Raw genomic sequence first — 20,361 nt, forward strand, 5'->3', positions numbered from 1 at the left:
TTAAGATTCGCAGACACATGGAGCTATCGTTCATGGTGAAACCCGAAGAGACTGGCGCAAGCCCCTCTCTGTATTCCTTGGCGCATCTAACGCTGATTGGCTGTACGCCGCCCGAGTTGGTCTATATCGCCGCGCGGGCCGGTTACGATGCCGTCAGCCCCCGATTCATTCCGATGCACGTGCCCGGTGAATTCACTCAATCTCCAATCGACAAGGCACAGGTGCAAGCCACCAAAACTGCTCTCTCTACCACTGGCTTGAAAGTCCTCGATGTCGAACTTGCGCGCATCACGGAAGATGTCGATCCGCGCAGTTTTGAGCCTTCTCTTGAGATCGGCGGGGAATTGGGCGCTAAACGCATGATCATGAGCGCGTGGACCAATACCCTCGATGATCGTGACTTCCTAATCGACGTCTATTCTGAAACCTGCGAACTGGCCGCGCCCTACGGGCTAACAGTGGACCTAGAGTTCCCAAGTTTTTCACGCCTGCGCACTCTGGATGAGGCATTGGATATTGTCCGTGCCTCCGATCAGCCGAATGGCGGAATTCTGGTCGATACGCTTTATTTGCACCTCAGCCGCGTTGATCTGGGAGAGTTGCTACACGTCCCCTCGGACCTGTTTCACTTCCTGCATATCTCTGATTGCCTGCCCGGCATCGCCGATACGCGAGAGGGAATGATCCAACTGGCGCGCGATGCGCGGCTCTATCCTGGCGAAGGTTGGATCGATTTCACCGGCATCATCGAACGGATGCCACCCGTCGACTATTCCATCGAACTGCCCAACCAAAGCCGCGTGGCCGAATTGGGGTTCGAAGAACACGCGCGTCGCTGTCTCAGCCACGCCAAGCGAACATTCGGCGGGGCGCGGTCACAGCGCCGCACGCCTGATGCTGCATTTCTAAAACACCAAGAGGATCATCATGGGCAAAGAGCTCACTGAAAACGACCGCAACATGGCGGCCGATATGCTGGCACGCGCCCGCGCTGCCATGGCCGAAATCGAGGATTGGGATCAGGACAGGCTGGACCGGCTGTCTCAGGCCATTGCGTGGTATGCGGGGAACGAGAAAACCTTCACGCGTTTAGCCCAGCAGGGCGTGGACGAAAGCGGTATCGGAGATCGCGCAGGGCGTCCTGCGAAGCGCTTCAAGATTCACATGGTGCTGCGAGATGTCTTGCGCACACCCTCGACCGGTATCGTCGAGGTGGATGAGGAAAAAGGTCTGGTGAAATATGCCAAACCTGCCGGTGTGATCGCCTCACTGATCCCGATGACGAACCCGGCGATGACTCCACCGGTGACCGGCGTGTCCGCCGCGAATGCCCGGAATGCGGTCATCTTCAGCCCACACCCACGAACCGCCCATACCACCTTTGAGATGGTCGAGGTCATGCGCGCAGCTTGTCGTGCTGCCGGTGCCCCCGAGGACTTGTTTCAGTCCATTCGCAAACCGTCGATCCCATTGACGCAACATCTGATGGAGATCTGTGATCTGACGCTGGCGACGGGCGGCAAGCCGATGGTCAAAGCGGCCTACAGTTCTGGGCGCCCGGCCTATGGTGTCGGCGCGGGCAATTCGTCCATCGTCATCGATGAAACCGCCGATCTGGACATCGCCGCGCAGAACACTCGCATTTCAAAGACCTCCGACTTTGGGTCGGGCTGCTCGGCCGACGGCAACATCATCATCCAGCGCTCAGTTTACGACGATATGGTCAAGGCGCTTCAAGCCGAGGGCGGCTACCTGTGTTCGGATGAAGAGAAGGCCATGCTCGAAGCGGCCATGTGGGATGAAAAGGGAAACCGTACGTTTCCAACCATCGCCTGTCCGCCGCAGCAAACGGCCAAGGTCGCCGGTTTTAGCATCCCCGAAGATCGCAAGTTTCTGATGGTTGAAAATCAGGGGCAAATCGGCCCGCAGCACAAGTTCTCCAAGGAAAAACTGACCACTCTGATGGCGCTTTATCACTTCGACACGTTCGATGACGCGCTGGAAACGGTCAGCCAGATCTACAACACCGGGGGCAAAGGTCACTCCTGCGGCATCTACAGCCACAACGACGATCACATCGATCGGTTAGCGCGCTTGGCCCCGGTTAGCCGCATGATGGTGCGACAGCCACAATCGAAGGCCAACGCAGGTGCCTGGACCAACGGCATGCCTATGACCAGCAGCCTGGGCTGCGGCATCTGGGGCGGCAACATCACCAATGAAAACGTCACCATGAAACACATGATGAACTACACCTGGGTCAGCCGTCCCATCCCCGAGGATCGCCCCTCGGAGCCGGACTTGTTCGGTGAGTTCTACGGACAGGAGGTCGCGTGATGGACGGAGCTAAATTGGAAGGCAAAACCGTTGCTGAGCACATCGTCGATTTCCTTGAGCGTCGTGAGGTCAAACATGTGTTCGGTCTATGCGGTCACACGAATATAGCGGTTCTGGCCGCGCTGGCGGAAAGCCCCATCGATTTCGTCACCGTACGGCACGAACAAATAGCCAGCCACGCGGCGGACGCTTATGCCCGCGTGACGGGCAAGGCCTCGGTGGTTTTGTCTCACCTCTCCCCAGGTTTGACAAACTGCGCCACCGGGGTCGCCAATGCCGCGCTGGACTGTATCCCCATGGTCGTAATTGCAGGTGACATTCCCACGCATTACTACGGCAAACATCCGCATCAGGAGGTGAACCTGCACGCGGACGCGGCCCAGTGGGAGATCTATCGCCCCTTTGTCAAACGTGCATGGCGCGTAGATCGAGCGGACCTGATGGCCGAGATTCTGGAAAAGGCGTTTCATCTTGCCGAAAGTGGCCAGCCCGGGCCGGTGCTGGTCAATGTGCCGATGGACATCTTTTCAGAGGTGATCCCCTCCGACAGTTTCGACCGTATCCGCGACAACACGCGCGCGCTCAAGAAACCGTCGATTGACGACGAGACAGCGCGAGAGATTGTCGAAGCGTTGGCGAAGGCCGAAAACCCGGTTGCTTATGTCGGCGGCGGCATCCTGCTGGCGCAAGCCAGTGAGGAATTGCGCGGATTCGTTGAGCATATGGGTATGCCAGTCGCACATTCCCTGATGGGCAAAGGGGCGCTGCGGGATGATCACCCGCTCGTGCTGGGCATGACCGGCTTTTGGGGCACAGAACTGGTCAACCAGTCATGCTTGAACGCAGACTACATCTTTGCCGTGGGCACCCGGTTCAAAGAGGCCGATTGCTCCAGTTGGTATCCCGGCTATACGTTCAACATTCCCGGATCGAAGGTCATTCATATCGATATCGAACCGCAGGAGATCGGCCGGAACTATCCCACCGAGATCGGGGTGGTTGCAGATGCCAAAGCCGCTTTACGAGTCCTCAACCGGGTCGCCCGCGAGATGTATCCGGACGGCTTCAAACGCCCCGCGCTGGAACAGAAGATCGCCGACTTCCGAACGGACTTCAAAGCGCGCAACGTGGAAATGGCGACCTCATCTGCCTTTCCAATGATGCCCGAGCGCATTCTGGCAGATACCCGCAAGGCACTGCCCGAGGATTCCATCATCACCACGGACGTTGGATGGAACAAGAACGGTGTCGGGCAACAGTTCGACATTTTGACGCCGGGTTCAATCCTGACCCCGGGCGGGTTCGCAACGATGGGTTTCGGCCCTCCGGGCGCGATCGGCGCGAAACTGGCAGCCCCGGATCGCGTGGTGCTTAGCCTCGTTGGCGATGGTGGGTTTGGTCAAAACCCGTCAATGCTGGCGACAGCGGTCGAGCTTGATCTGGGCATCATCTGGCTGGTTATGAACAACAACGCCTTCGGAACGATCGCCGGCCTTCAAAAAGCGCACTACGGTCTGACCTATGGAACCACCTTCCCCGGATCAGCCGCCGCACCCGCTAACGGACCGGGCTATGCCGACATAGCGCGAGCCTACGGCGCGGAAGGGCACAGACTCAGCGCTGCTGACGAGTTGTTGCCCGCATTGGAAGCGGCAATCGCCAGCGGTAAACCAACTGTCCTTGATGTCCCGATGATCAACAATCCGACGCCAACGACCGGGCATTGGAACATCCTCGACATCTATTCGCCAGACAGGGATGTTTCGCACGTCGCAACCTGACGTAGTTTAGAATTTGGGCGTACTTCTACGCACAAGGCACTTGCCTATGTCTGCGAAACAGAACGGCAAGTGCCGCTATGCTCAGGTTCAATATCATGGGCCAACATTGCGTCGTAGAAGAGATGATCTCTTCAACTGAAACATAACCGGCATCGGAAAAAGCTTGTAAGTGTTTTGGGTCAGAAATGCTTGACGTTTGGGTCGGAATTGAATGACGGAATTTACCGATTTGCTGAGGTTTTAGGTGTCAATTGAGTCAATTATCAGTGACGTTCCACAGTACTTGTTGAACGTCACACGAACCTGACCCAACCGTCACAGTTGGACCAGAAACAAGGTGAACGTTCGACACTGGAAGACACCCCAAAAATTCTCCTATTAGAAACGAAAACAGTTCCTGAGCTGCAGATCTGTTGCTGGAGCTAGAAATTATTCCAACTTTTTGGGTGTCGGTTAGCTGTTACTCGCGGCCCTAAGCTGACCTCCACAGCCCGGTCATGATGCTGCGGCGCGGCCCTTCGATCCGGACATTCGCTGCGAACGCGAAACTTGAGACTGATCGAACTCACAGTTTGCGGACAAAAGCGCTATCGTCACCATCGCAAGCAATGACGGTTGTCAGCCCAAACCGCAAATTCATAACTAGACTTTGCGATTCCGGCTCAGTCGGCTCTTCAGGCGATGTAGTTGGAGTCTGTATCGGCGCAGCACTCGTTCACAAACGCAACAAGTCTATGATTGCGAAGCAGCGCAGGTCCTAAATCCAGCTATTCAGGAAAATGAATTTTGCTAGCACCATTTCCTTGCACCTGCCCGCCCTTTGCCTTGGCTTGAAGCCGTTTTTGTCGGCTGACCGGTTTGTACGAGCCTCAAAAATCCCGTAAAATTTTCACCAGCGTTTTTGAGTGTCGAATCTCTCCGGTGGCAATAAGGTCCCTCATGAACCTCTCGAGTACATCTGGGTCAAGTGACTTGAGTACCACCGCGAGATCAAACTCGCCGGATACTCCATAGCAAGCAGAAACCCATCCGGATGTGCGTATCAGCGATGAAAATTTCTCGACCTCTCCCCGTTTGACCGTCTGAACCAGAATGATGGCGCCCAGCCCGTCGTCACCCTGTCCGCGCTCATCAATCGTGTAGCGCGCGATCCTGCCGCTGGACTCAAGACGGGCAATCCTCGCGACAACGGCGGTTCTTGACCGACCGACTTTGCGTGAAATCTCCGCAACCGGCATGCGCGCATCCGTTCTGAGAATCGCGAGGATCTTTTCATCTATTTGGTCGACCATCTGTACTCGTCCCCTTTGTCCGCCCAAACCGAAGACAATAGTCAAAATGACTAGCCGTTTGTTTGATCTAGCACGCGACAAACCGGACGGACATCTGCAATCTTTCCCTCATGAACATTCACCCACTTGAATCATCCATATCTGTGCGTGCTCGTGCACTGGAAGCGTCAAAGATTCGTGCGGTTGCAGAAAGCGCAATGGGACAGAGTGATGTCATTCTTTTGTGGTTTGGCGAAGGCGCTTGGGACACCAACCCCTTGATTGTCGAGGCCGCGGTCAAGTCCCTGCGCTCAGGAAACCACATGTATCAGCCGAATAATGGCAGCATAGCGCTGAGGGATGAGATCTGTCGGTATCAACAGGAACTGACGGGAACGACCCTCACGCGTGACCGCGTGACGATGACGCCATCGGGCATGCAGGGACTTAGGCTGGTTGCGGAACTGCTCGTCACGCCCGGTGACCGGGTGGTTGTGATCGAGCCAAACTGGCCGAACATTGCCGCAGCATTCCAGAACTCGGGGGCCGACATCTGCCGATTGGCACTGCATCCCAAGGACGGCTCGTGGTGGTTGGACATAAACGCGCTGCTGGACATGCTGACGCCGGAAACGACTGCGGTGCTAATCAATTCACCCAATAACCCGACGGGCTGGGCCATGCCCATGGAAGACCAGACATTTCTTCTGGACCACTGTCGCACGAACGGGATTTGGGTCGTCTCGGATGATGTCTATCGTCGATTGTATCGGCATGGAAATGTCGCTCCCTCATTTCTGGATATCGCCAACGCAGAAGATCGGCTGATTTCCGCCAATTCGTTTTCCAAGGCCTGGAGCATGACGGGGTGGCGGCTGGGATGGATCGTCGCCCCTGCTGCGGTGGAGGCGAAACTCGGTCAGCTTACGGAATTCAATACATCCTGCACCGCAGGTTTTGTGCAGGACGCTGGCGTTGTGGCTCTGAGAGACTGCGAGCCGGCAGTCACCGAGCTCAGAGACCGCATTCAGGTCGGGTATCAGCTCACGTCGGAATTTTTGTCTGGCCTTGAACGGGTCAGGTTTATCGAACCCGACGGGGCGTTCTACAGCTTTTTTCGCGTCGACGGCATGTCAGACAGCTATAAGGCAGCGACGGTTATTTTGGAAGCAACCGGAGTTGGATTGGCCCCCGGAATTGCCTTCGGGGACAGCGGTGAAGGATATCTGCGCCTTTGCTACGCGCAACCGGCTGAGACGCTGAGGACCGCATTCGAACGCCTCGAACCCGTCCTTAGGCGTCAAAAAGAACCACAGATTCCAGGGGTACAGAGATGAAAGATCACATCGCAGTTATTACCGGAGGTGCGCAGGGCATCGGGTTTGAAGTCGCGCGCCAGTTGGTCGAACGTGGCGTACGCGTTGCGAGCTGGGATTTGGACACGACAAACGCGGAAGCGATGGCAAAACTCGGTGGCGATTCAGTCGCCGTGCCTTGCGATGTGTCAGATCCTAGCCAGATCGAAGCTGCGTTAGACGAAACAGTTTCGCGCCTTGGTGCGCCCGATATTGCAGTCAGCAGTGCTGGTATCACGGGGCCGAATTTAACCTTGGAAGACTACGATATCGCGGCCTGGAAAAAGGTGTTCTATGTCAATGTTCATGGCACGTTCATGTTCAATCGCGCCTGTGTACCAGGTATGAAGGCCACGGGGTATGGGCGGATCTTGAACATTGCATCTGTCGCGGGGAAAGAAGGCAATCCGAACGCTTCGGCCTATTCGGCATCCAAGGCGGCGGTCATCGGGTTGACCAAGTCGCTCGGCAAGGAATTGCCCGGGCACGACATCGCGGTTAATTGCGTCACGCCCGCCGCAGCAAAGACCCGGATCTTCGACCAGATGAGCGACGAGCACATCAGCTACATGCTGTCAAAGATACCTCGTGGGCGCTTTCTAGCCGTTGAAGAGGCCGCAACATGATTGTTTGGGCTGTCTCTTCTGAAAACTCTTTTACGACCGGCGCAGTGTTTGACCTGTCCGGTGGACGGGCAACCTACTGATCCCAAAGACGTTGCGGAGTGCCCATTTTTGTCGCTGGCTTTGGGCTTTGAGGCAACCATTTGAATGAGGAAAGACAATGAAACTCCTTCGCTACGGCCCAAGGGGCGCAGAAAAACCGGGAATGCTTGATCCTGACGGCGAGATCCGGGATCTCAGCGCCGTCGTCGCTGACATCGCAGGTGACGTGCTTTCGGATATGAAACCACTGCAAGATCTGGATCCTTATGGCCTTCCGAAAGTGGAAGGCGCGCCGCGACTTGGTCCTTGTGTCGGCGGCACAGGGAAGTTCATGTGCATCGGATTGAACTACGCAGATCATGCCGAGGAAAGCGGTATGGCGGTGCCGTCCGAGCCGGTGTTGTTCATGAAGGCGACGTCAGCGATCTGTGGCCCGAACGACCCGATCGTCATCCCGCGTGGCAGCACAAAAACCGATTGGGAGGTTGAACTGGGCGTGGTGATCGGCAAGACGGCAAAGCATGTGACCGAAGTCGAGGCGCTCAATCATGTCGCCGGGTATTGTGTCATCAACGATGTCAGCGAGCGTGCGTTCCAACTTGAACGGCAGGGACAATGGTCCAAGGGCAAGTCCTGCGACAATTTCGGACAGACAGGCCCGTGGTTGGTGACCCGCGATGAGATTGAAGACCCGCAAGACCTGTCGATGTGGCTCAAGGTTAACGGCACTGCGATGCAAGATGGGTCTACGCGGACAATGGTCTATGGTGTAGCGCATCTGATCAGCTATCTCAGCCAGTTTTTCACTTTGCATCCCGGCGACATTATTTCGACCGGTACACCTCCTGGGGTTGGAATGGGGCTCGCGCCGCCACGCTACTTAAGGTCAGGAGACGTCGTCGAACTCGGTATTTCAGGGTTGGGCCAGCAGAGGCAGGACTGCATCAACGACACTTGATCGGAGGATAGGGTCAACAATTGCCGCAACTGACTGACACCAAGGCTACAGCAAGATGATTAGGTATCGATAGGGCAAGGCCCGATCCGGTGCCGCGCAACGAGAGGGAGAAATCATGGGAAGACTAAGGGGCAAAACCTGCCTGCTGACTGCGGCTGGACAGGGTATCGGTAGGGCAACGGCTCTCGCCTTTGTTTCAGAAGGTGCACGCGTCATTGCAACCGACATCGACGAGACGGCACTGGCAGAACTCCAAGGTGTGGAATCGCGGAAATTGGATGTGCTGGATTCAGAGGCGATCACTTCAATCGCCGCTGAATTCACAGGGATTGATGTGTTATTCAATTGCGCCGGCGTCGTCGCGAACGGCTCACTCCTCGATTGTGACGAGGAGACTTGGGACTTTTCCTTCAGTCTGAACGTGAAGGCCACCTACCGTATGACCCGCGCCTTTCTGCCCGGGATGATCGCAAATGGCGGTGGGTCTATCATAAATATCGCCTCGGTTGCCTCTTCCGTCATCGCAGCGCCAAGCCGTTGTGCCTATGGCGCGACTAAGGCAGCGGTGATCGGGTTGACCAAATCGGTGGCGGCAGATTTCATCACGGAAGGAATTCGCTGCAACGCCATATGTCCAGGCACCGTCGACTCCCCATCGCTCGAGACCCGGTTGCGCGAGACAGGCGACTACGATGCGGCCCGCAAAGCATTCATCGCACGTCAGCCCATCGGCCGCATCGGCAAGGCCGATGAAATCGCTGCGCTGGCCGTTTATCTGGCATCCGACGAAAGCGCCTATACCACCGGGGTCGCGCATGTCATCGATGGCGGCTGGTCGAATGTTTGAGAGCTCGCCCTTGTTCGTGTTTTGAGAATGTCAGCGTAACTAGTCAAAGGAAAATACGCAGCTGAGCACTATGCTGCATCGGACGTTTTGAGTCCTGACCAGTTCGATGCACCCTCCATGGATTATGCCACCATCCAGGCAACAGCGCGCAGCCGGTCACCCGCAAAAACACATGAATTCAAGTTCATTTGAAGTTGGGACAGCCTTAAGGTGTCACTGCTATCTCCAACACCATTCAGAGATGTGTGGGGCCTAAAGTATTCATTATTTCAAGGGCCTCACATAAGGTAGCGGCTGGGAGTGTCAAAATGAGCGTCGCCCGAAATACTGCATTTGCTGCGAGTCTTGTGTTCGCCTTGACCTATCAGGTAGGCGCTGATGAACTCAATGTCAGTTGCGGCGTAACTGAGCTGCTGCATACCAACACGTCTATCAAGTTCGTCGGAGCTGACCCCACATACGCAGAAATTGGAGACAGGCGTATACTTCACTGGTTTCTTGAAGACCGCGACGGCTTCTATGTCGGTGAGTTCGATGTGGTTACAACGGTGCTGGGCGGTACAGCGGACATGGGTCACTACGTGAGGGTGGACGGGTCGATCAACTTACCTAATGGAAGTCTATTTGTAGCGACAAGCACGTTGCTCAATGATGCCTCAAACACTTTGAACTCGGGCAATCCGAAGGAGGTTATCGACTGGGCAATCGTCGGAGGAACGGGAGACTTCTCGGAGGCCAGAGGAGTGCTTTCAATCGTTGTGCCGGAAGAAGGTTCTCAACACCTAGAAAATCGTCCCATGACGCTCAACATAGCCTGTTAGCCGGGCAGGATGCAAAAAGCGTATTAGTGATGAGTTTTAGATCCCTGTCGGCGCTACCTCCAAATCCAGCGACATCAGGCAATTCCGCTGTTCCCTCAGGACTTAGCAAAGACACCGAGGGGCCGCCGTTACGGCAAGCAAAGGAAGTCTCTCTAGTCTTCACTATGCAATGTTGAAAATAGAGCTAGAGCCACTTCCAAATAACCCCTAATTCCCCTAGCGATACCAAGCGCGTATCTTCTGTGTGGGATTCACAAAGCGGAGCGACAAGGTAGGCACCTCTTTTCATCAGACCGACAAGGCGCTTTTCATATTCGGCCTCGGCTGTATGGGCCGATGATAACATTTTCCGAACCTATAGACGCGTAGCACGCCGGAGACATCCGAATTACTCTGATCGTGAACAAAGAGCATGAAGCAGTTTTGGAAAACGGATTTCTGGATTGTTTCGCCAAACTACCGAGAGGGTCTAGTGTTGGCTCAAGGATCTGTTGGGCTAGAAATCTTCAGTATTTGAAGGTTCAGATATCATCAAAGGCGATATCGGGGTTAGTCGGCCAAGGCTATCAACGTCGGCTACAGCGATTTCTTGACCGGGCGCGTCTAGCGATACCCATCTTCTCCGTCCGCGTGCAACTTTGGACCGCGCTCCTCAATTGGTTCAAGCGCGTTTGCGGTCGTTCGGTTGGGCGCGTCATGGACATCTGTGAGGCGCGCTGTGCCCGGCTTTGCCCACTTCACCGCGTTGCGCAGAACCTGCTGAACAGTCTCGTCGTGGTAGGTGGGATAGGTTTCGTGTCCGGGCCGGAAATAGAAAATATTGCCGGCGCCACGTCGATAGGTCAGACCGGATCTGAAGACCTCTCCGCCTTGAAACCAGCTGAGAAAGACCGTTTCCAACGGCTCTGGAACGCTGAATGGCTCGCCATACATTTCCTCGTGCTCAAGTTCGAAAAAGCGCGACAGTCCCTGCGTGATTGGATGCCCGGGGGCGGTCACCCAGAGGCGTTCTCGTTCGCCAGCTTCGCGCCAGGTCAACGCACACGGGGTGCCCATAAGTTTTTTGAAGATTTTGGCAAAATGCGCAGAGTGCAAAAGGATCAAGCCCATCCCTCCGAATACGGCGTCGGCGACGCGGTCTACCACCTCGTCAGAGACATCGCCATGTGCCGCATGCCCCCACCAGAGCAGCACGTCAGTGCCATCCAGCCGGTCTTGGGGCAGCCCATGTTCCGGTTCCTGCAAAGTAGCGGTTGTCGCAGTGATATCAGGGTCTTGGTCAAGCGCGGCGGCGATGCAGCCATGTATGCCATCGGGATAGAGCGAGGCGACAATCTGATTGGTCTGTTCATGGACGTTTTCGCCCCAGACAACGGCGTGGATCATAGTCAAAAGCCTCCGATCAGTTTTTCTTTCGGGGCGCGGCGGTGCTTGTGCGGCGGATCAGTTCGGGCGCGATGATAACCGGCTGGTCGGCATCTTCCTCTGCATTCAGGATCGAAACGAGCTTGCGGCAGGCCAGTTGCCCCCATTCCCGGCGTGGCAAACGGATGCTGGACAGGCCCGGGTTGAAGACCGCGGCATAAGGCATGTCGTCGTAGCCTATCACCGATATGTCTTCTGGCACGCGCACACCGGCGCGGACCAGCCCATGCAACAGGCCGGTTGCTGTTTCGTCATTGTGCACGAACACAGCCGTTGGCAGTTCACCTGATGCAAGCAAGTGTTCTGCGGCCTGCAACCCGTAGTCTACAGAGAGCGTCCCCACCAGTTCACGGTCTCTTAGCAACGGGATGCCTGCGTTCTTCAAAGTCTGCGAAAAGCCGCGATAACGGCGTTCAAACCCGTTGGCGTGTAGTGGTCCGCAGACTTGAACAATGTCGCGGTGGCCAAGCTCTATCAAATGCCCCGCAGCCAGTCGCCCTCCCAACACATCGTCAGTTCGCACTGTGGGAAGGTCGATTTCTTTGTGGCCGCCACAAGAGACAACAGGTGGTCCCGAATAAACGCCTTCCGCATCGCTGGGCAACAGGTCTTCCAAAAAGCCGTGAGTGTTGAGGATCAGCCCGCCGGCTTTGTTCATCAAAAGCATGTCCGAGAATGCGCGTTCGCTTTCAGCGTCTTCTGAAGTGTCGCCAATCAGAAGAACATAGCCATGCGCGCGCGCTTCTTCCTCGATGCCCTTGAAGAACTCTGCGAAGAAGGCATTTGTGATTTCGGAAACAAGGACAAGCAGGGTTTTGCTGCGCCCGCGGCGCAAATCGCCCGCCGCCTGGTTGGCCCGATACCCCAAACGCTTCATGGTTTCGAAAACATGCTCGCGGGTTGCGGCTTTCACATCGTCGGGGCGTGACATCGCTCGGCTGACGGTGGCGATAGACACGCCAGCCTCACGCGCCACATCTTTGACCGTTGGACGCTTTGAAATCATTTCACCTACCAGTCTGTCTCAGGCCGCAATTGGACGCCCTTGCTCGTTAAATTTATGAATGAATTCCGGTTTGGGCCGCAAGTGGATGGTGTCGCCCACGATTTGCGTGTGCTGCCCATCCAGGCTGACGGTCAGAACGCCCGCGTCCGGCACCCGAACGTAAAGTATCGTATCATGTCCCAGACGCTCGACCAGTGTGACGGTGCCCTCCCAGGCGTCATCGGCGGCACCGACGGTGAAATGCTCGGGGCGCACGCCCATGGTTGTGGCGCCCAAAGCCTGGGCGTAGCGACCTTTGACAAAGTTCATCTTTGGCGAGCCGATGAAACTAGCAACAAATTCGGTGGCGGGGTGGTTGTACAACTCCATCGGGCTGCCGACCTGTTCGATGTAACCGCCGTTCAGTACAACGATACGGTCTGCCATGGTCATCGCTTCGACCTGGTCGTGGGTGACATAGATCATCGTCGTCTCCATGCGTTGATGCAGTTCGCTGATCTCGACCCGAGTTTCCGATCGAAGCGCAGCGTCGAGGTTTGACAGCGGCTCATCCAGCAGAAACACCTGCGGATTGCGGACAATGGCGCGACCGATGGCAACACGCTGACGCTGACCGCCAGACAGCTGGCCTGGCTTTCGATCCAGGAAGGGGCCTAACTTTAGCGCGTCGGCGGCGTCCTGAACCTTTTTGGCGATTTCCTCCTTCGACCGCCGCTCAAGGTTCAGAGAGAAACCCATATTCTCAGCAACCGTCATCTGTGGATAAAGCGCATAGGACTGGAACACCATGGCAATGTCGCGTTGGCGCGGGGAAAGGTCATTGGCGCGTTTGTCGCCGATCATCAGATCGCCCCCTGTCACCTTTTCGAGGCCAGCAATCATTCGCAAAAGCGTGGATTTCCCGCATCCTGAAGGCCCCACAAACACGATGAATTCGCCATCCGCAATCGACAGGTTGATGTCGTGCAGGACTTCGACATCGCCATAGGCCTTGGACAGGTTCCTGAGTTCAACTCCAGCCATTTCTTCCTCCCTTATCCGGCCACCAGCGGCGCGCGGATGATTTTCCTGACGGTGTCCAAAGACGCGGCCTGTAAGCGGCGCTGAGAGGACCCTGACAAAATCGCCCCTATGTCGTGCACGATCATGTCGCCAATCGGATGGCGACCGCCTTCCACGGCGGCGGCCCGATGCGGGGACCAGATGACGTTGTCGGCCTGGCGGAATTCAGCCCGCTTGGATACAGGTTCCTGCGGAAACACGTCACTGGCAACGCGAATGCGCCCGGTGCTGGCGGCCTCGACCAGGGCGTCGAAATCGACAAGGTGGGACCGGCTGATGACAACGACCAGCGTTCCGCGTTTCATCTGTTCAATGAGGGCTCGGGACACCAGTTGATAATTTTCTTCGGTCGGAGTTGCTGCAATGATCACAAGGCGGTTCTGGGTGACCACCTGTTCCAAATCGCAAAATTCAACGCCTTCGCAGGTCGCGCCGCTTGCCTTCAACCAGGGATCAAAGGCTTCGATCCTCGGTGCGAACGGGGCAAGAAGGCGTACGCATTCCTGCGCGATCGATCCGAACCCGACAAACCCGATATGTTGACCATAAAGCGAAAAATCCGTGCCAATATTGTCGTTGAACCAACGCTCCGAGCCGCTGCGGAAACGTTCATGTTCGTCAACGATGCCACGGCCGCCGGCAATCATCAGACCCAGCGCCATCTCTGCAACCGAGCGTCGAAACCCCGGCGCGCAGGACAGCACTTCGATGCCGCGTTCGAAACATGCGTCATAGTCCAACCCGGTCTGGAAGGTGCCCGAGACCTCGATCACCGCGCGAAGGTTTTTGGCTGCATCCAATTCCTGCCGGTTCAGTTCCGGCTTGGCGGCAGCGATAAACTCTGCCTCCGGTAGCCGGGCAAGAAAGTCCTCCCGCGGCATCGCCCAGTTCACGCCACCATGGATGTCGCAAAGGTCACAAAGGGCTGCATAGGCCGTCGGGCGAAAAAGCTCTTCCAACTGACGAAAGTACTGATCCAGGATAAGAAGGGGTTTAGACATGCATCGCCTCACTTCACCGCGCCGGCTGTCATGCCGCGCACGAAATGACGTTGGAAAAACAAAAACAGCAGTACGACCGGGATGGCCATGATGATCGTACCGCTCGACAGACCGGTCACGTCGCGGGTCATTGTGCCTTGAAAGTTCAAAAGCCCGACCGACAGCGTGCGCATTTCATCCCGGGTCAACAGCAACAGCCGGAGAAGCAGGTCGTTCCAGCTCCAGAGAAATTCCAGCAGCGCGGTGGTCACCACTGCGGGCGTGGCAATCGGCATGACGACGCGGCGATAGATCTGAAATTCAGTGGCGCCGTCGATCCGGGCCGCTTCGTGCAGCGCCTTTGGAACGCCTTGAAAAAACGATGAGAACATGAAGACGAAAACCGACACCGCAAGGGCGAGGTCCGCGAAAATAACCCCCAGATGGGTGTTGAGCAGGCCAAAGGATCGGACGATTTGAAACAGCGGCAGAACAATTGCCGTCACTGGGATCATCAGGCCGATCAGGAACAGGATCTGCAGCACCACCTTGCCGCGAAACTCCATGAACACCATGGCATAGGCCGCCAGCGAAGCGATGAAGATCATGACTACGGCGTCCACGGCCGAGATAATCAGCGTGTTGAAGAAATACACGCGAAAGCCCCCATCGGTCCAAACTCGGGCATAGTGTTCAAACGTTACGCTGATCGGCGGGTACCAGGGTGGATTCACCAGCTCTGTCGTGGGCTTCAGCGATGTGAAGACCGTCAGAATAAGCGGCGAAACCATCACCACGGCGATGACACCCAGAATGAACAGAAGAATCCAGCGTCCCATCACCGGTCCTCCTTGTTTTGGATTTGCATGTAGATGATTGTTGCAATGCTGACGATCACCAGCAGCGCAACACCAATGGCCGAGCCATAACCGTACTGATTTTCAAGTGCTCCACGCTTGTACATGTAGGTCGAAAGAATTTCGCTGAACCGGATCGGGCCGCCCTGGGTCGTGGCCCAGACGATGTCGAAAACCTTGAACGATTGCGTCAGCGTCAGAATGAAGACCACAGCCGTCACAGGCCGCAGGGCGGGCAGTGTGACATAGCGGAAAGACTGCAGCGGATTGGCGCCATCGACCCGCGCGGCCTCGTACAGATCTTCGTCGACGGCCTGAAGTCCGGCGAGGAAGATGATGACGCTCAGGCCAATGGTCGACCAACTATGCGCAAGCGCCAGTGCGTACAGCACGACGTCGGGGCTTCCGAGCCACGGGGTGGCGAATGCCCCTAAACCTATGTTTTCAAGCACCTGATTGATGACACCGGTCGGCTGATACATCCAGCGCCAGATCGTTGCGACCGCCATCGGAGAGATCACCACCGGAAGAACGATGCATGTCTGGATCAGCAGCCGCGCCTTCCAGACCCGAGCAAGCATGGCAGCGATCACGAGGCCAAGTCCGACATTGATGAAGATGATCACTGCGGACCAGACAAAGGTGTTGCGAAACGCCTCCCAGAAGATCTTGTCAGAGAACAGTTTTTGATAGTTTTCCAACCCGACAAAGGTTCGTTCGGGGCTGATACCGTCCCAATCGGTAAAGGAATATTCCAATACCGAGTAGGTCGGATAGATCGCAAAAACGATATAGATCGTCAGCGCGGGCAGCAGGAACAGAACGGGGTTCAGCCGCTGCGCTAGTTTGGAATCCGGGTCGAGAAACATGGCTAAACCTTCGACAAATGCGCGTGGTTCCGGGGGCTCTCGCCAGTCCCAGGACGGGGGCCTTGAGGACTGGCGGATGGTTGAAGCGCCTTACCGTTCGGCGATGCCGCCCGGCAGCATGATTTCACCGGCTTCTTTTGCGGCCGCCCATGCGGATTGCATTTCTGCGGTGAATTCCTCCGGCGTCATGACGTCCAGTAGTAGAGCCTGCAACCCATCATATGAAACAGTCGTCAGGCTACCTGGTGTGATGGTGTCCAGAAACGCCGGAACGGACCCGTTTGCCGCGTAGTCATCCGATGCTTTCCATATGTCCACCGCCAAGGCCGGCATCTGTGCCTCGCTCAACGCTTGATCAAGCGGACCGACAGGGACTGTACCGGCGTTCAGCAGCGCGACCCGACCTTCCTGCGACGCGAACATGTAATTCATGAAGTCGATCGCGGCGTCCTTGTTGTCAGATCTTTCGCGAATGTACCAGCCGCTGCCGATGGAATTGGTCGGGTGGATTTTCTGACCTTCCTCGAATGGAGGAACAGCAAAGACGCTAAAGTCGCCGATGCGATCACCGGCGGCTTCGGTTCCGCCGCCTATGACCCAAGGTCCGGTAAAGGTCATTGGCACTTCACCCGCCCAGAAGCGGTCCATCAATTCGCCGTATCCAATTGCAACAGGCGTCGGCCCGAACCAGCCCGCTTTGCCCATTTCCTGAAGTTTTGCGGATGCGGCTACAAAGGGGGCGTCGATCCATGCGCCATCGCCGAACAGCACATCCTCGATACCTTCAGGCCCAGCGTAACGACCAAACATCATGGATTGCCAGTGCGAAACGGGCCATTTGTCGGCAGCGCCAAGACCGATGGGCGTGTCGAAGCCTGCGTCCTGTAGTTTCGCAACGGCGGCTTCCATTTCTGCCCATGTGGTGGGCACCGAAATCCCGTTCTCGTCAAAGATCGCCTTGTTGTAGAACATGCCGGTCGTCTCGACTTCGTTGCCAAAGGCCCAAAGCTTGCCGTCGCTTGATGTTTGCACGACGATGCCTTCGGGGATCGTGCCGCTCCAGTCGTTTGCGAAATAGGCATCTGTCAGATCAGCAACCAGCCCACCCGCGATCAGGGCCGCGGGTTGGCCGGGGCCGGTCCCGAACGAGAAAAGATCAGGCCCTTCACCCGCCGAAAGGGCAGGGATCAACGCCGGGTTAAACAAGTCGGATGAGTTTTTGACAATTGTGACCTTAACACCCGAACTCTGCGCGTTATACGCCTCTGCAAGATCATCGTAGATATTTGTTTGCCCCGGTTCACCGGCGACCCAAACCACCACTTCTGATTGCGCATATGTCACGATCGGCAAGACCGAAATCGCTGCTGCGACCGCGCTGGCTCTGACAATCCTGTTCATGTTTTCCTCCCAATTTCGTTGATTCTCTGCTTAAAAATGTATACGATTACATAGAAATGTAAACGAATACATTGGTCGATTTGGCTTTGGTTGGATCTTGCCATCAGACGCACCATGGTATTTGGGGGCCGTCTTTACGTCCGCTTTTGGCGCTTAATCGTAGCATCCGGTCATCATGCCCAATGTCCGGTATGGGCCGGTCTGCGTAAACCGCTGGCGGCGGGGCAAGGGCCTGTACTGCAACGGCACCGAGGTCCGTTATGAGCCCGTAGCGAGAAATGCTGCAAACTGCTCGAACTTTAGCGTTGCGCTGCAAACCGGACATTTCAAAGTCATTGGTAAACCCAACCCAGACAAGGTCCAGCCCTGAAGTTCGATGGAAACCAGCACCAAGACATGAATTTCCCTGACACTCGCATCAGATATCAACCGTCTCCTTCCTGTGCATTTGTGCGCTATTTGAAACGCAATTTCATCGGCGGCTGACGTTGCCGATCTGTTAAGAGTTCGTCTATGCTTTGGCGCGTTGCCGGAGTTCTACTTCACCCAAGTCATGAGATTTTACGCGCCTCACACAACCTCCCTAACGCTGCCTTCCGGACATCGTTTTCCGAAGGGCAAGTACAACATGCTACACGCGCTGCTGCTGAAAGATGATATTCTTCAGGCGGCACAGCTGGCGGAGTCTTTGCCAGCCAGTGATGAATCGATACTGCGCGCGCACGCAGCCAGTTTTGTAGCGCAGTTCGAAAACGGGGAACTGGAAGAAAAGGCCATAAAACGGATTGGCTTCCCGTGGAGCCCGGAACTTGTGAGGCGGGTTCGTGCCACGGTCGGTGGCGCGATTGCCGCTGCCGAGACCGCTCAGGAGTACGGTATCTCGGGGCAACTCGCCGGCGGCACGCATCATGCCCATCCAATGTTTGGATCTGGCTATTGCGTCTACAATGATCAGGCCGTCGCGGCGCTCCACATGCTTGCGTCTGGCACGGTCGAAAGGGTCGCAATCATCGATCTTGATGTCCATCAGAGCGACGGCAGCGCCGCAATCTTCGCCGACAATCCATCGGTCTTCGTCTTTTCGATGCACGGCAAAAAGAACTTTCCGTTCCGCAAGTTTCCGGCGGATCTCGATGTTGCCCTGCCGGATGGCACCGGCGATGAGGATTACCTGCGCGCCTTATCCGATCACTTGCCAGCTGTGTTCGAATTTCGCCCCGACTTCGTTCTGTACCAGGCGGGCGTTGATCCGCTGGCAGAAGACCGGCTAGGGCGGCTTGCGCTGACCTATAATGGACTAATCCGGCGCGATCGGGCGGTGCTGCACGCCTGCAAAGGCCACGGCATCCCGGTCTCAATGGCAATCGGTGGCGGCTATGCCGACCCCATTCAGGCTTCCGTCAAGGCCTACGCCAACACCTATCGGGTCGCAAAGGACATTCACCGGTTTTGATGACTGTCATGATTTCGGTTACTTGTCATTCTCACTGAATTTCGATGATCCGCTTTGAACCCAATCCTACCTAGTCTTGCTCGTAGGCTACTGCCCTAGCACCCTGTTTAGAGGCTTTGCACGCAAGCCATGCGATTGAGAATTTATGCTTACGAATCCGGGAAACCGCTATCGACAAATTGGCAGTTCAAGCGGCGGCTGTTTGGGTAGGGATGCCCGCCATTGATTGATGATCGGTTGTAAGGTTCTTTTTGGCCAAAACTTGGGTGCGCCAATCGTCTTCAGACATGCAGCGTTCCAGTAGACGCCCGCGCGCGAAAGCGATTTTCTCTTCTTCACCGCTTTGGCAACCGCATTAATGTCCTTCGATTCAGGATAGATATAGAGGGTGGTCGGGTTACCTTCGACCAGTGCCAAAATCTCTTCTGAAGCGGATTGTGACTAGGTTGTGCAGCCGTTGCTACGTCCACCGACATAGTTCACGAGCTTGCCGTACGGGACAAATCCATCCTTGTCGGCGTGTGCGCTTTGCGTGTTCTTGAAGCGGCATTGCCACTTTAGAAAAACAGCAGGATGACCACCTATGGCGCGTTCCCGGGCGTTGCGTGTTTCTCCTTCCCCGTCAAACAACAGGAATGTGCGGTAAAATGGCTTTGTCTCGCCGGACTGCCGGTAATACCCCTTGAAGGAGGTCCGGGTCTCGGCGGTAACGTACGATCCACCTGCGGTTAGTTTCGAACCTTCTGCGTTGCTGAAGTTCTTCGCGCATTGTCGACCATTTGCGAAATTAGCCCGCTGCAGTTTTCGACCATTACCGTAGCCGGATGAAACGGCACGGAACGACCTTTGCGCTTCGCAAATCACATAAAACCGACGCCCAGGATTTCCATTCCGCGCGGTGCTGGGACGAGTTGCGTCTTTCGCCAGATAGCAGGGATTCGAAACTTTGCCTTGCCGGAGTTTCTTCTGATAAAGCGCTCGCGCTCGCTCTAAGACGATCGGCGCGATTTGACCTTCAGACATGCCTACGTTTTCTTGCAGCCAAGCTGGTACTTCCTTTGACAACGCATCGCCTTGGTTGGGGAAAGCGCCAGCAATGATGGCAACGATCAGGATTGCGATGGAGAGACGGATTGAATTGGGTCGCAACGGGACCACTCCTGTTAGACTATCCTCGAGTTCATTCTAACACGCAAACCTGATCCGACTTTGGGTGTGATTTTTGGCATCGAGAGATACTGTTGCCATAAGTCCCAACTCCTTAATCTTAGGT

The 20,361-nt window shown here is 56.0% G+C and carries 18 protein-coding genes and 1 pseudogene; 9 read left to right on the forward strand and 10 right to left on the reverse strand.

What is annotated here, in order from left to right; all coding sequences use genetic code 11:
- Positions 1–17 precede the first annotated feature (17 nt).
- From ACR0NN_RS16885 to ACR0NN_RS16895, 3 genes are read left to right on the forward strand one after another with little or no spacing between them, the layout of a single operon-like run.
- Positions 18–947, forward strand: a complete 930-nt coding sequence (locus tag ACR0NN_RS16885) for a sugar phosphate isomerase/epimerase family protein (protein ID WP_480685161.1) — start codon at positions 18–20, stop codon at positions 945–947.
- Positions 928–2,337: an aldehyde dehydrogenase family protein gene (locus tag ACR0NN_RS16890; RefSeq protein ID WP_480685163.1), complete on the forward strand. Its 1,410-nt coding sequence runs from the start codon at positions 928–930 to the stop codon at positions 2,335–2,337. Before ACR0NN_RS16885 ends, ACR0NN_RS16890 begins: the two co-directional genes overlap by 20 nt.
- Positions 2,337–4,118, forward strand: coding sequence for a thiamine pyrophosphate-binding protein (locus tag ACR0NN_RS16895; protein WP_170727943.1), 1,782 nt, complete (start codon positions 2,337–2,339; stop codon positions 4,116–4,118). Before ACR0NN_RS16890 ends, ACR0NN_RS16895 begins: the two co-directional genes overlap by 1 nt.
- A gap of 869 nt (positions 4,119–4,987) precedes the next feature.
- Here ACR0NN_RS16895 and ACR0NN_RS16900 read toward each other — a convergent pair.
- Positions 4,988–5,455, reverse strand: a complete 468-nt coding sequence (locus ACR0NN_RS16900) for an Lrp/AsnC family transcriptional regulator (RefSeq protein ID WP_480685164.1) — start codon at positions 5,453–5,455, stop codon at positions 4,988–4,990.
- A 65-nt stretch (positions 5,456–5,520) separates the two neighbouring features.
- Between ACR0NN_RS16900 and ACR0NN_RS16905 the strand changes: the two genes are divergently transcribed.
- The 5 genes and pseudogenes from ACR0NN_RS16905 (at position 5,521) to ACR0NN_RS16925 (ending at position 10,035) form a co-directional block, all read left to right on the forward strand.
- Positions 5,521–6,726, forward strand: a complete 1,206-nt coding sequence (locus ACR0NN_RS16905; protein WP_170727945.1) for a pyridoxal phosphate-dependent aminotransferase — start codon at positions 5,521–5,523, stop codon at positions 6,724–6,726.
- A pseudogene (locus tag ACR0NN_RS16910) lies at positions 6,723–7,450 on the forward strand (SDR family NAD(P)-dependent oxidoreductase). Before ACR0NN_RS16905 ends, ACR0NN_RS16910 begins: the two are co-directional and overlap by 4 nt.
- A gap of 77 nt (positions 7,451–7,527) precedes the next feature.
- Entirely contained in the window at positions 7,528–8,367 is an 840-nt protein-coding gene (locus tag ACR0NN_RS16915) for a fumarylacetoacetate hydrolase family protein (protein WP_170727946.1), read from the forward strand.
- Between the two features lie 112 nt (positions 8,368–8,479).
- Positions 8,480–9,214 (forward strand): SDR family oxidoreductase, encoded by a 735-nt coding sequence (locus ACR0NN_RS16920; protein ID WP_480685199.1) that lies wholly within the window; start codon positions 8,480–8,482, stop codon positions 9,212–9,214.
- Between the two features lie 308 nt (positions 9,215–9,522).
- Positions 9,523–10,035 carry a hypothetical protein gene (locus ACR0NN_RS16925; protein WP_170727948.1) on the forward strand — a complete coding sequence of 171 codons (513 nt, stop codon included), beginning with the start codon at positions 9,523–9,525 and terminating at the stop codon, positions 10,033–10,035.
- A gap of 603 nt (positions 10,036–10,638) precedes the next feature.
- Here ACR0NN_RS16925 and ACR0NN_RS16930 read toward each other — a convergent pair.
- From ACR0NN_RS16930 to ACR0NN_RS16960, 7 genes are all read right to left on the reverse strand, one after another.
- Positions 10,639–11,421, reverse strand: coding sequence for a ThuA domain-containing protein (locus ACR0NN_RS16930; protein WP_170727949.1), 783 nt, complete (start codon positions 11,419–11,421; stop codon positions 10,639–10,641).
- Between the two features lie 16 nt (positions 11,422–11,437).
- A complete protein-coding gene (locus ACR0NN_RS16935) occupies positions 11,438–12,466 on the reverse strand; it encodes a LacI family DNA-binding transcriptional regulator (RefSeq protein WP_170727950.1) in 1,029 nt (342 codons plus the stop codon).
- An 18-nt stretch (positions 12,467–12,484) separates the two neighbouring features.
- Positions 12,485–13,489 (reverse strand): sn-glycerol-3-phosphate ABC transporter ATP-binding protein UgpC, encoded by a 1,005-nt coding sequence (locus ACR0NN_RS16940; protein WP_170727951.1) that lies wholly within the window; start codon positions 13,487–13,489, stop codon positions 12,485–12,487.
- An 11-nt stretch (positions 13,490–13,500) separates the two neighbouring features.
- On the reverse strand, positions 13,501–14,529 hold the full coding sequence (locus tag ACR0NN_RS16945; protein WP_170727952.1) for an NAD(P)-dependent oxidoreductase: 1,029 nt from the start codon (positions 14,527–14,529) through the stop codon (positions 13,501–13,503).
- Between the two features lie 8 nt (positions 14,530–14,537).
- Positions 14,538–15,347, reverse strand: a complete 810-nt coding sequence (locus ACR0NN_RS16950; protein WP_480685166.1) for a carbohydrate ABC transporter permease — start codon at positions 15,345–15,347, stop codon at positions 14,538–14,540.
- Positions 15,347–16,234, reverse strand: a complete 888-nt coding sequence (locus ACR0NN_RS16955) for a carbohydrate ABC transporter permease (protein WP_170727954.1) — start codon at positions 16,232–16,234, stop codon at positions 15,347–15,349. Before ACR0NN_RS16955 ends, ACR0NN_RS16950 begins: the two co-directional genes overlap by 1 nt.
- A gap of 90 nt (positions 16,235–16,324) precedes the next feature.
- Positions 16,325–17,635, reverse strand: coding sequence for an extracellular solute-binding protein (locus ACR0NN_RS16960; RefSeq protein ID WP_170727955.1), 1,311 nt, complete (start codon positions 17,633–17,635; stop codon positions 16,325–16,327).
- 553 nt (positions 17,636–18,188) lie between these two features.
- On the opposite strand from ACR0NN_RS16960, the gene ACR0NN_RS16965 reads away from it, so the two are divergent.
- Positions 18,189–19,088, forward strand: a complete 900-nt coding sequence (locus ACR0NN_RS16965; protein WP_170727956.1) for a histone deacetylase family protein — start codon at positions 18,189–18,191, stop codon at positions 19,086–19,088.
- Positions 19,089–19,256: 168 nt separating this feature from the next.
- Here ACR0NN_RS16965 and ACR0NN_RS16970 read toward each other — a convergent pair whose 3' ends face one another.
- Positions 19,257–19,505, reverse strand: coding sequence for a hypothetical protein (locus tag ACR0NN_RS16970; RefSeq protein ID WP_480685168.1), 249 nt, complete (start codon positions 19,503–19,505; stop codon positions 19,257–19,259).
- Positions 19,506–19,529: 24 nt separating this feature from the next.
- Positions 19,530–20,237 (reverse strand): hypothetical protein, encoded by a 708-nt coding sequence (locus ACR0NN_RS16975; RefSeq protein ID WP_480685170.1) that lies wholly within the window; start codon positions 20,235–20,237, stop codon positions 19,530–19,532.
- Between the last annotated feature and the right edge of the window lie 124 nt (positions 20,238–20,361).

The organism is Ruegeria sp. BA2 (assembly GCF_056539605.1).

Coding starts and splice junctions, on each gene's coding strand:
- ACR0NN_RS16960 (WP_170727955.1), bottom strand. CDS start 17,635: ATGAACAGGATTGTCAGAGCCAGCGCGGTCGCAGCAGCGATTTCGGTC.
- ACR0NN_RS16915 (WP_170727946.1), top strand. CDS start 7,528: ATGAAACTCCTTCGCTACGGCCCAAGGGGCGCAGAAAAACCGGGAATG.
- ACR0NN_RS16935 (WP_170727950.1), bottom strand. CDS start 12,466: ATGATTTCAAAGCGTCCAACGGTCAAAGATGTGGCGCGTGAGGCTGGC.
- ACR0NN_RS16930 (WP_170727949.1), bottom strand. CDS start 11,421: ATGATCCACGCCGTTGTCTGGGGCGAAAACGTCCATGAACAGACCAAT.
- ACR0NN_RS16925 (WP_170727948.1), top strand. CDS start 9,523: ATGAGCGTCGCCCGAAATACTGCATTTGCTGCGAGTCTTGTGTTCGCC.
- ACR0NN_RS16895 (WP_170727943.1), top strand. CDS start 2,337: ATGGACGGAGCTAAATTGGAAGGCAAAACCGTTGCTGAGCACATCGTC.
- ACR0NN_RS16950 (WP_480685166.1), bottom strand. CDS start 15,347: ATGGGACGCTGGATTCTTCTGTTCATTCTGGGTGTCATCGCCGTGGTG.
- ACR0NN_RS16965 (WP_170727956.1), top strand. CDS start 18,189: ATGAGATTTTACGCGCCTCACACAACCTCCCTAACGCTGCCTTCCGGA.
- ACR0NN_RS16890 (WP_480685163.1), top strand. CDS start 928: ATGGGCAAAGAGCTCACTGAAAACGACCGCAACATGGCGGCCGATATG.
- ACR0NN_RS16905 (WP_170727945.1), top strand. CDS start 5,521: ATGAACATTCACCCACTTGAATCATCCATATCTGTGCGTGCTCGTGCA.
- ACR0NN_RS16955 (WP_170727954.1), bottom strand. CDS start 16,234: ATGTTTCTCGACCCGGATTCCAAACTAGCGCAGCGGCTGAACCCCGTT.
- ACR0NN_RS16940 (WP_170727951.1), bottom strand. CDS start 13,489: ATGGCTGGAGTTGAACTCAGGAACCTGTCCAAGGCCTATGGCGATGTC.
- ACR0NN_RS16945 (WP_170727952.1), bottom strand. CDS start 14,529: ATGTCTAAACCCCTTCTTATCCTGGATCAGTACTTTCGTCAGTTGGAA.
- ACR0NN_RS16885 (WP_480685161.1), top strand. CDS start 18: ATGGAGCTATCGTTCATGGTGAAACCCGAAGAGACTGGCGCAAGCCCC.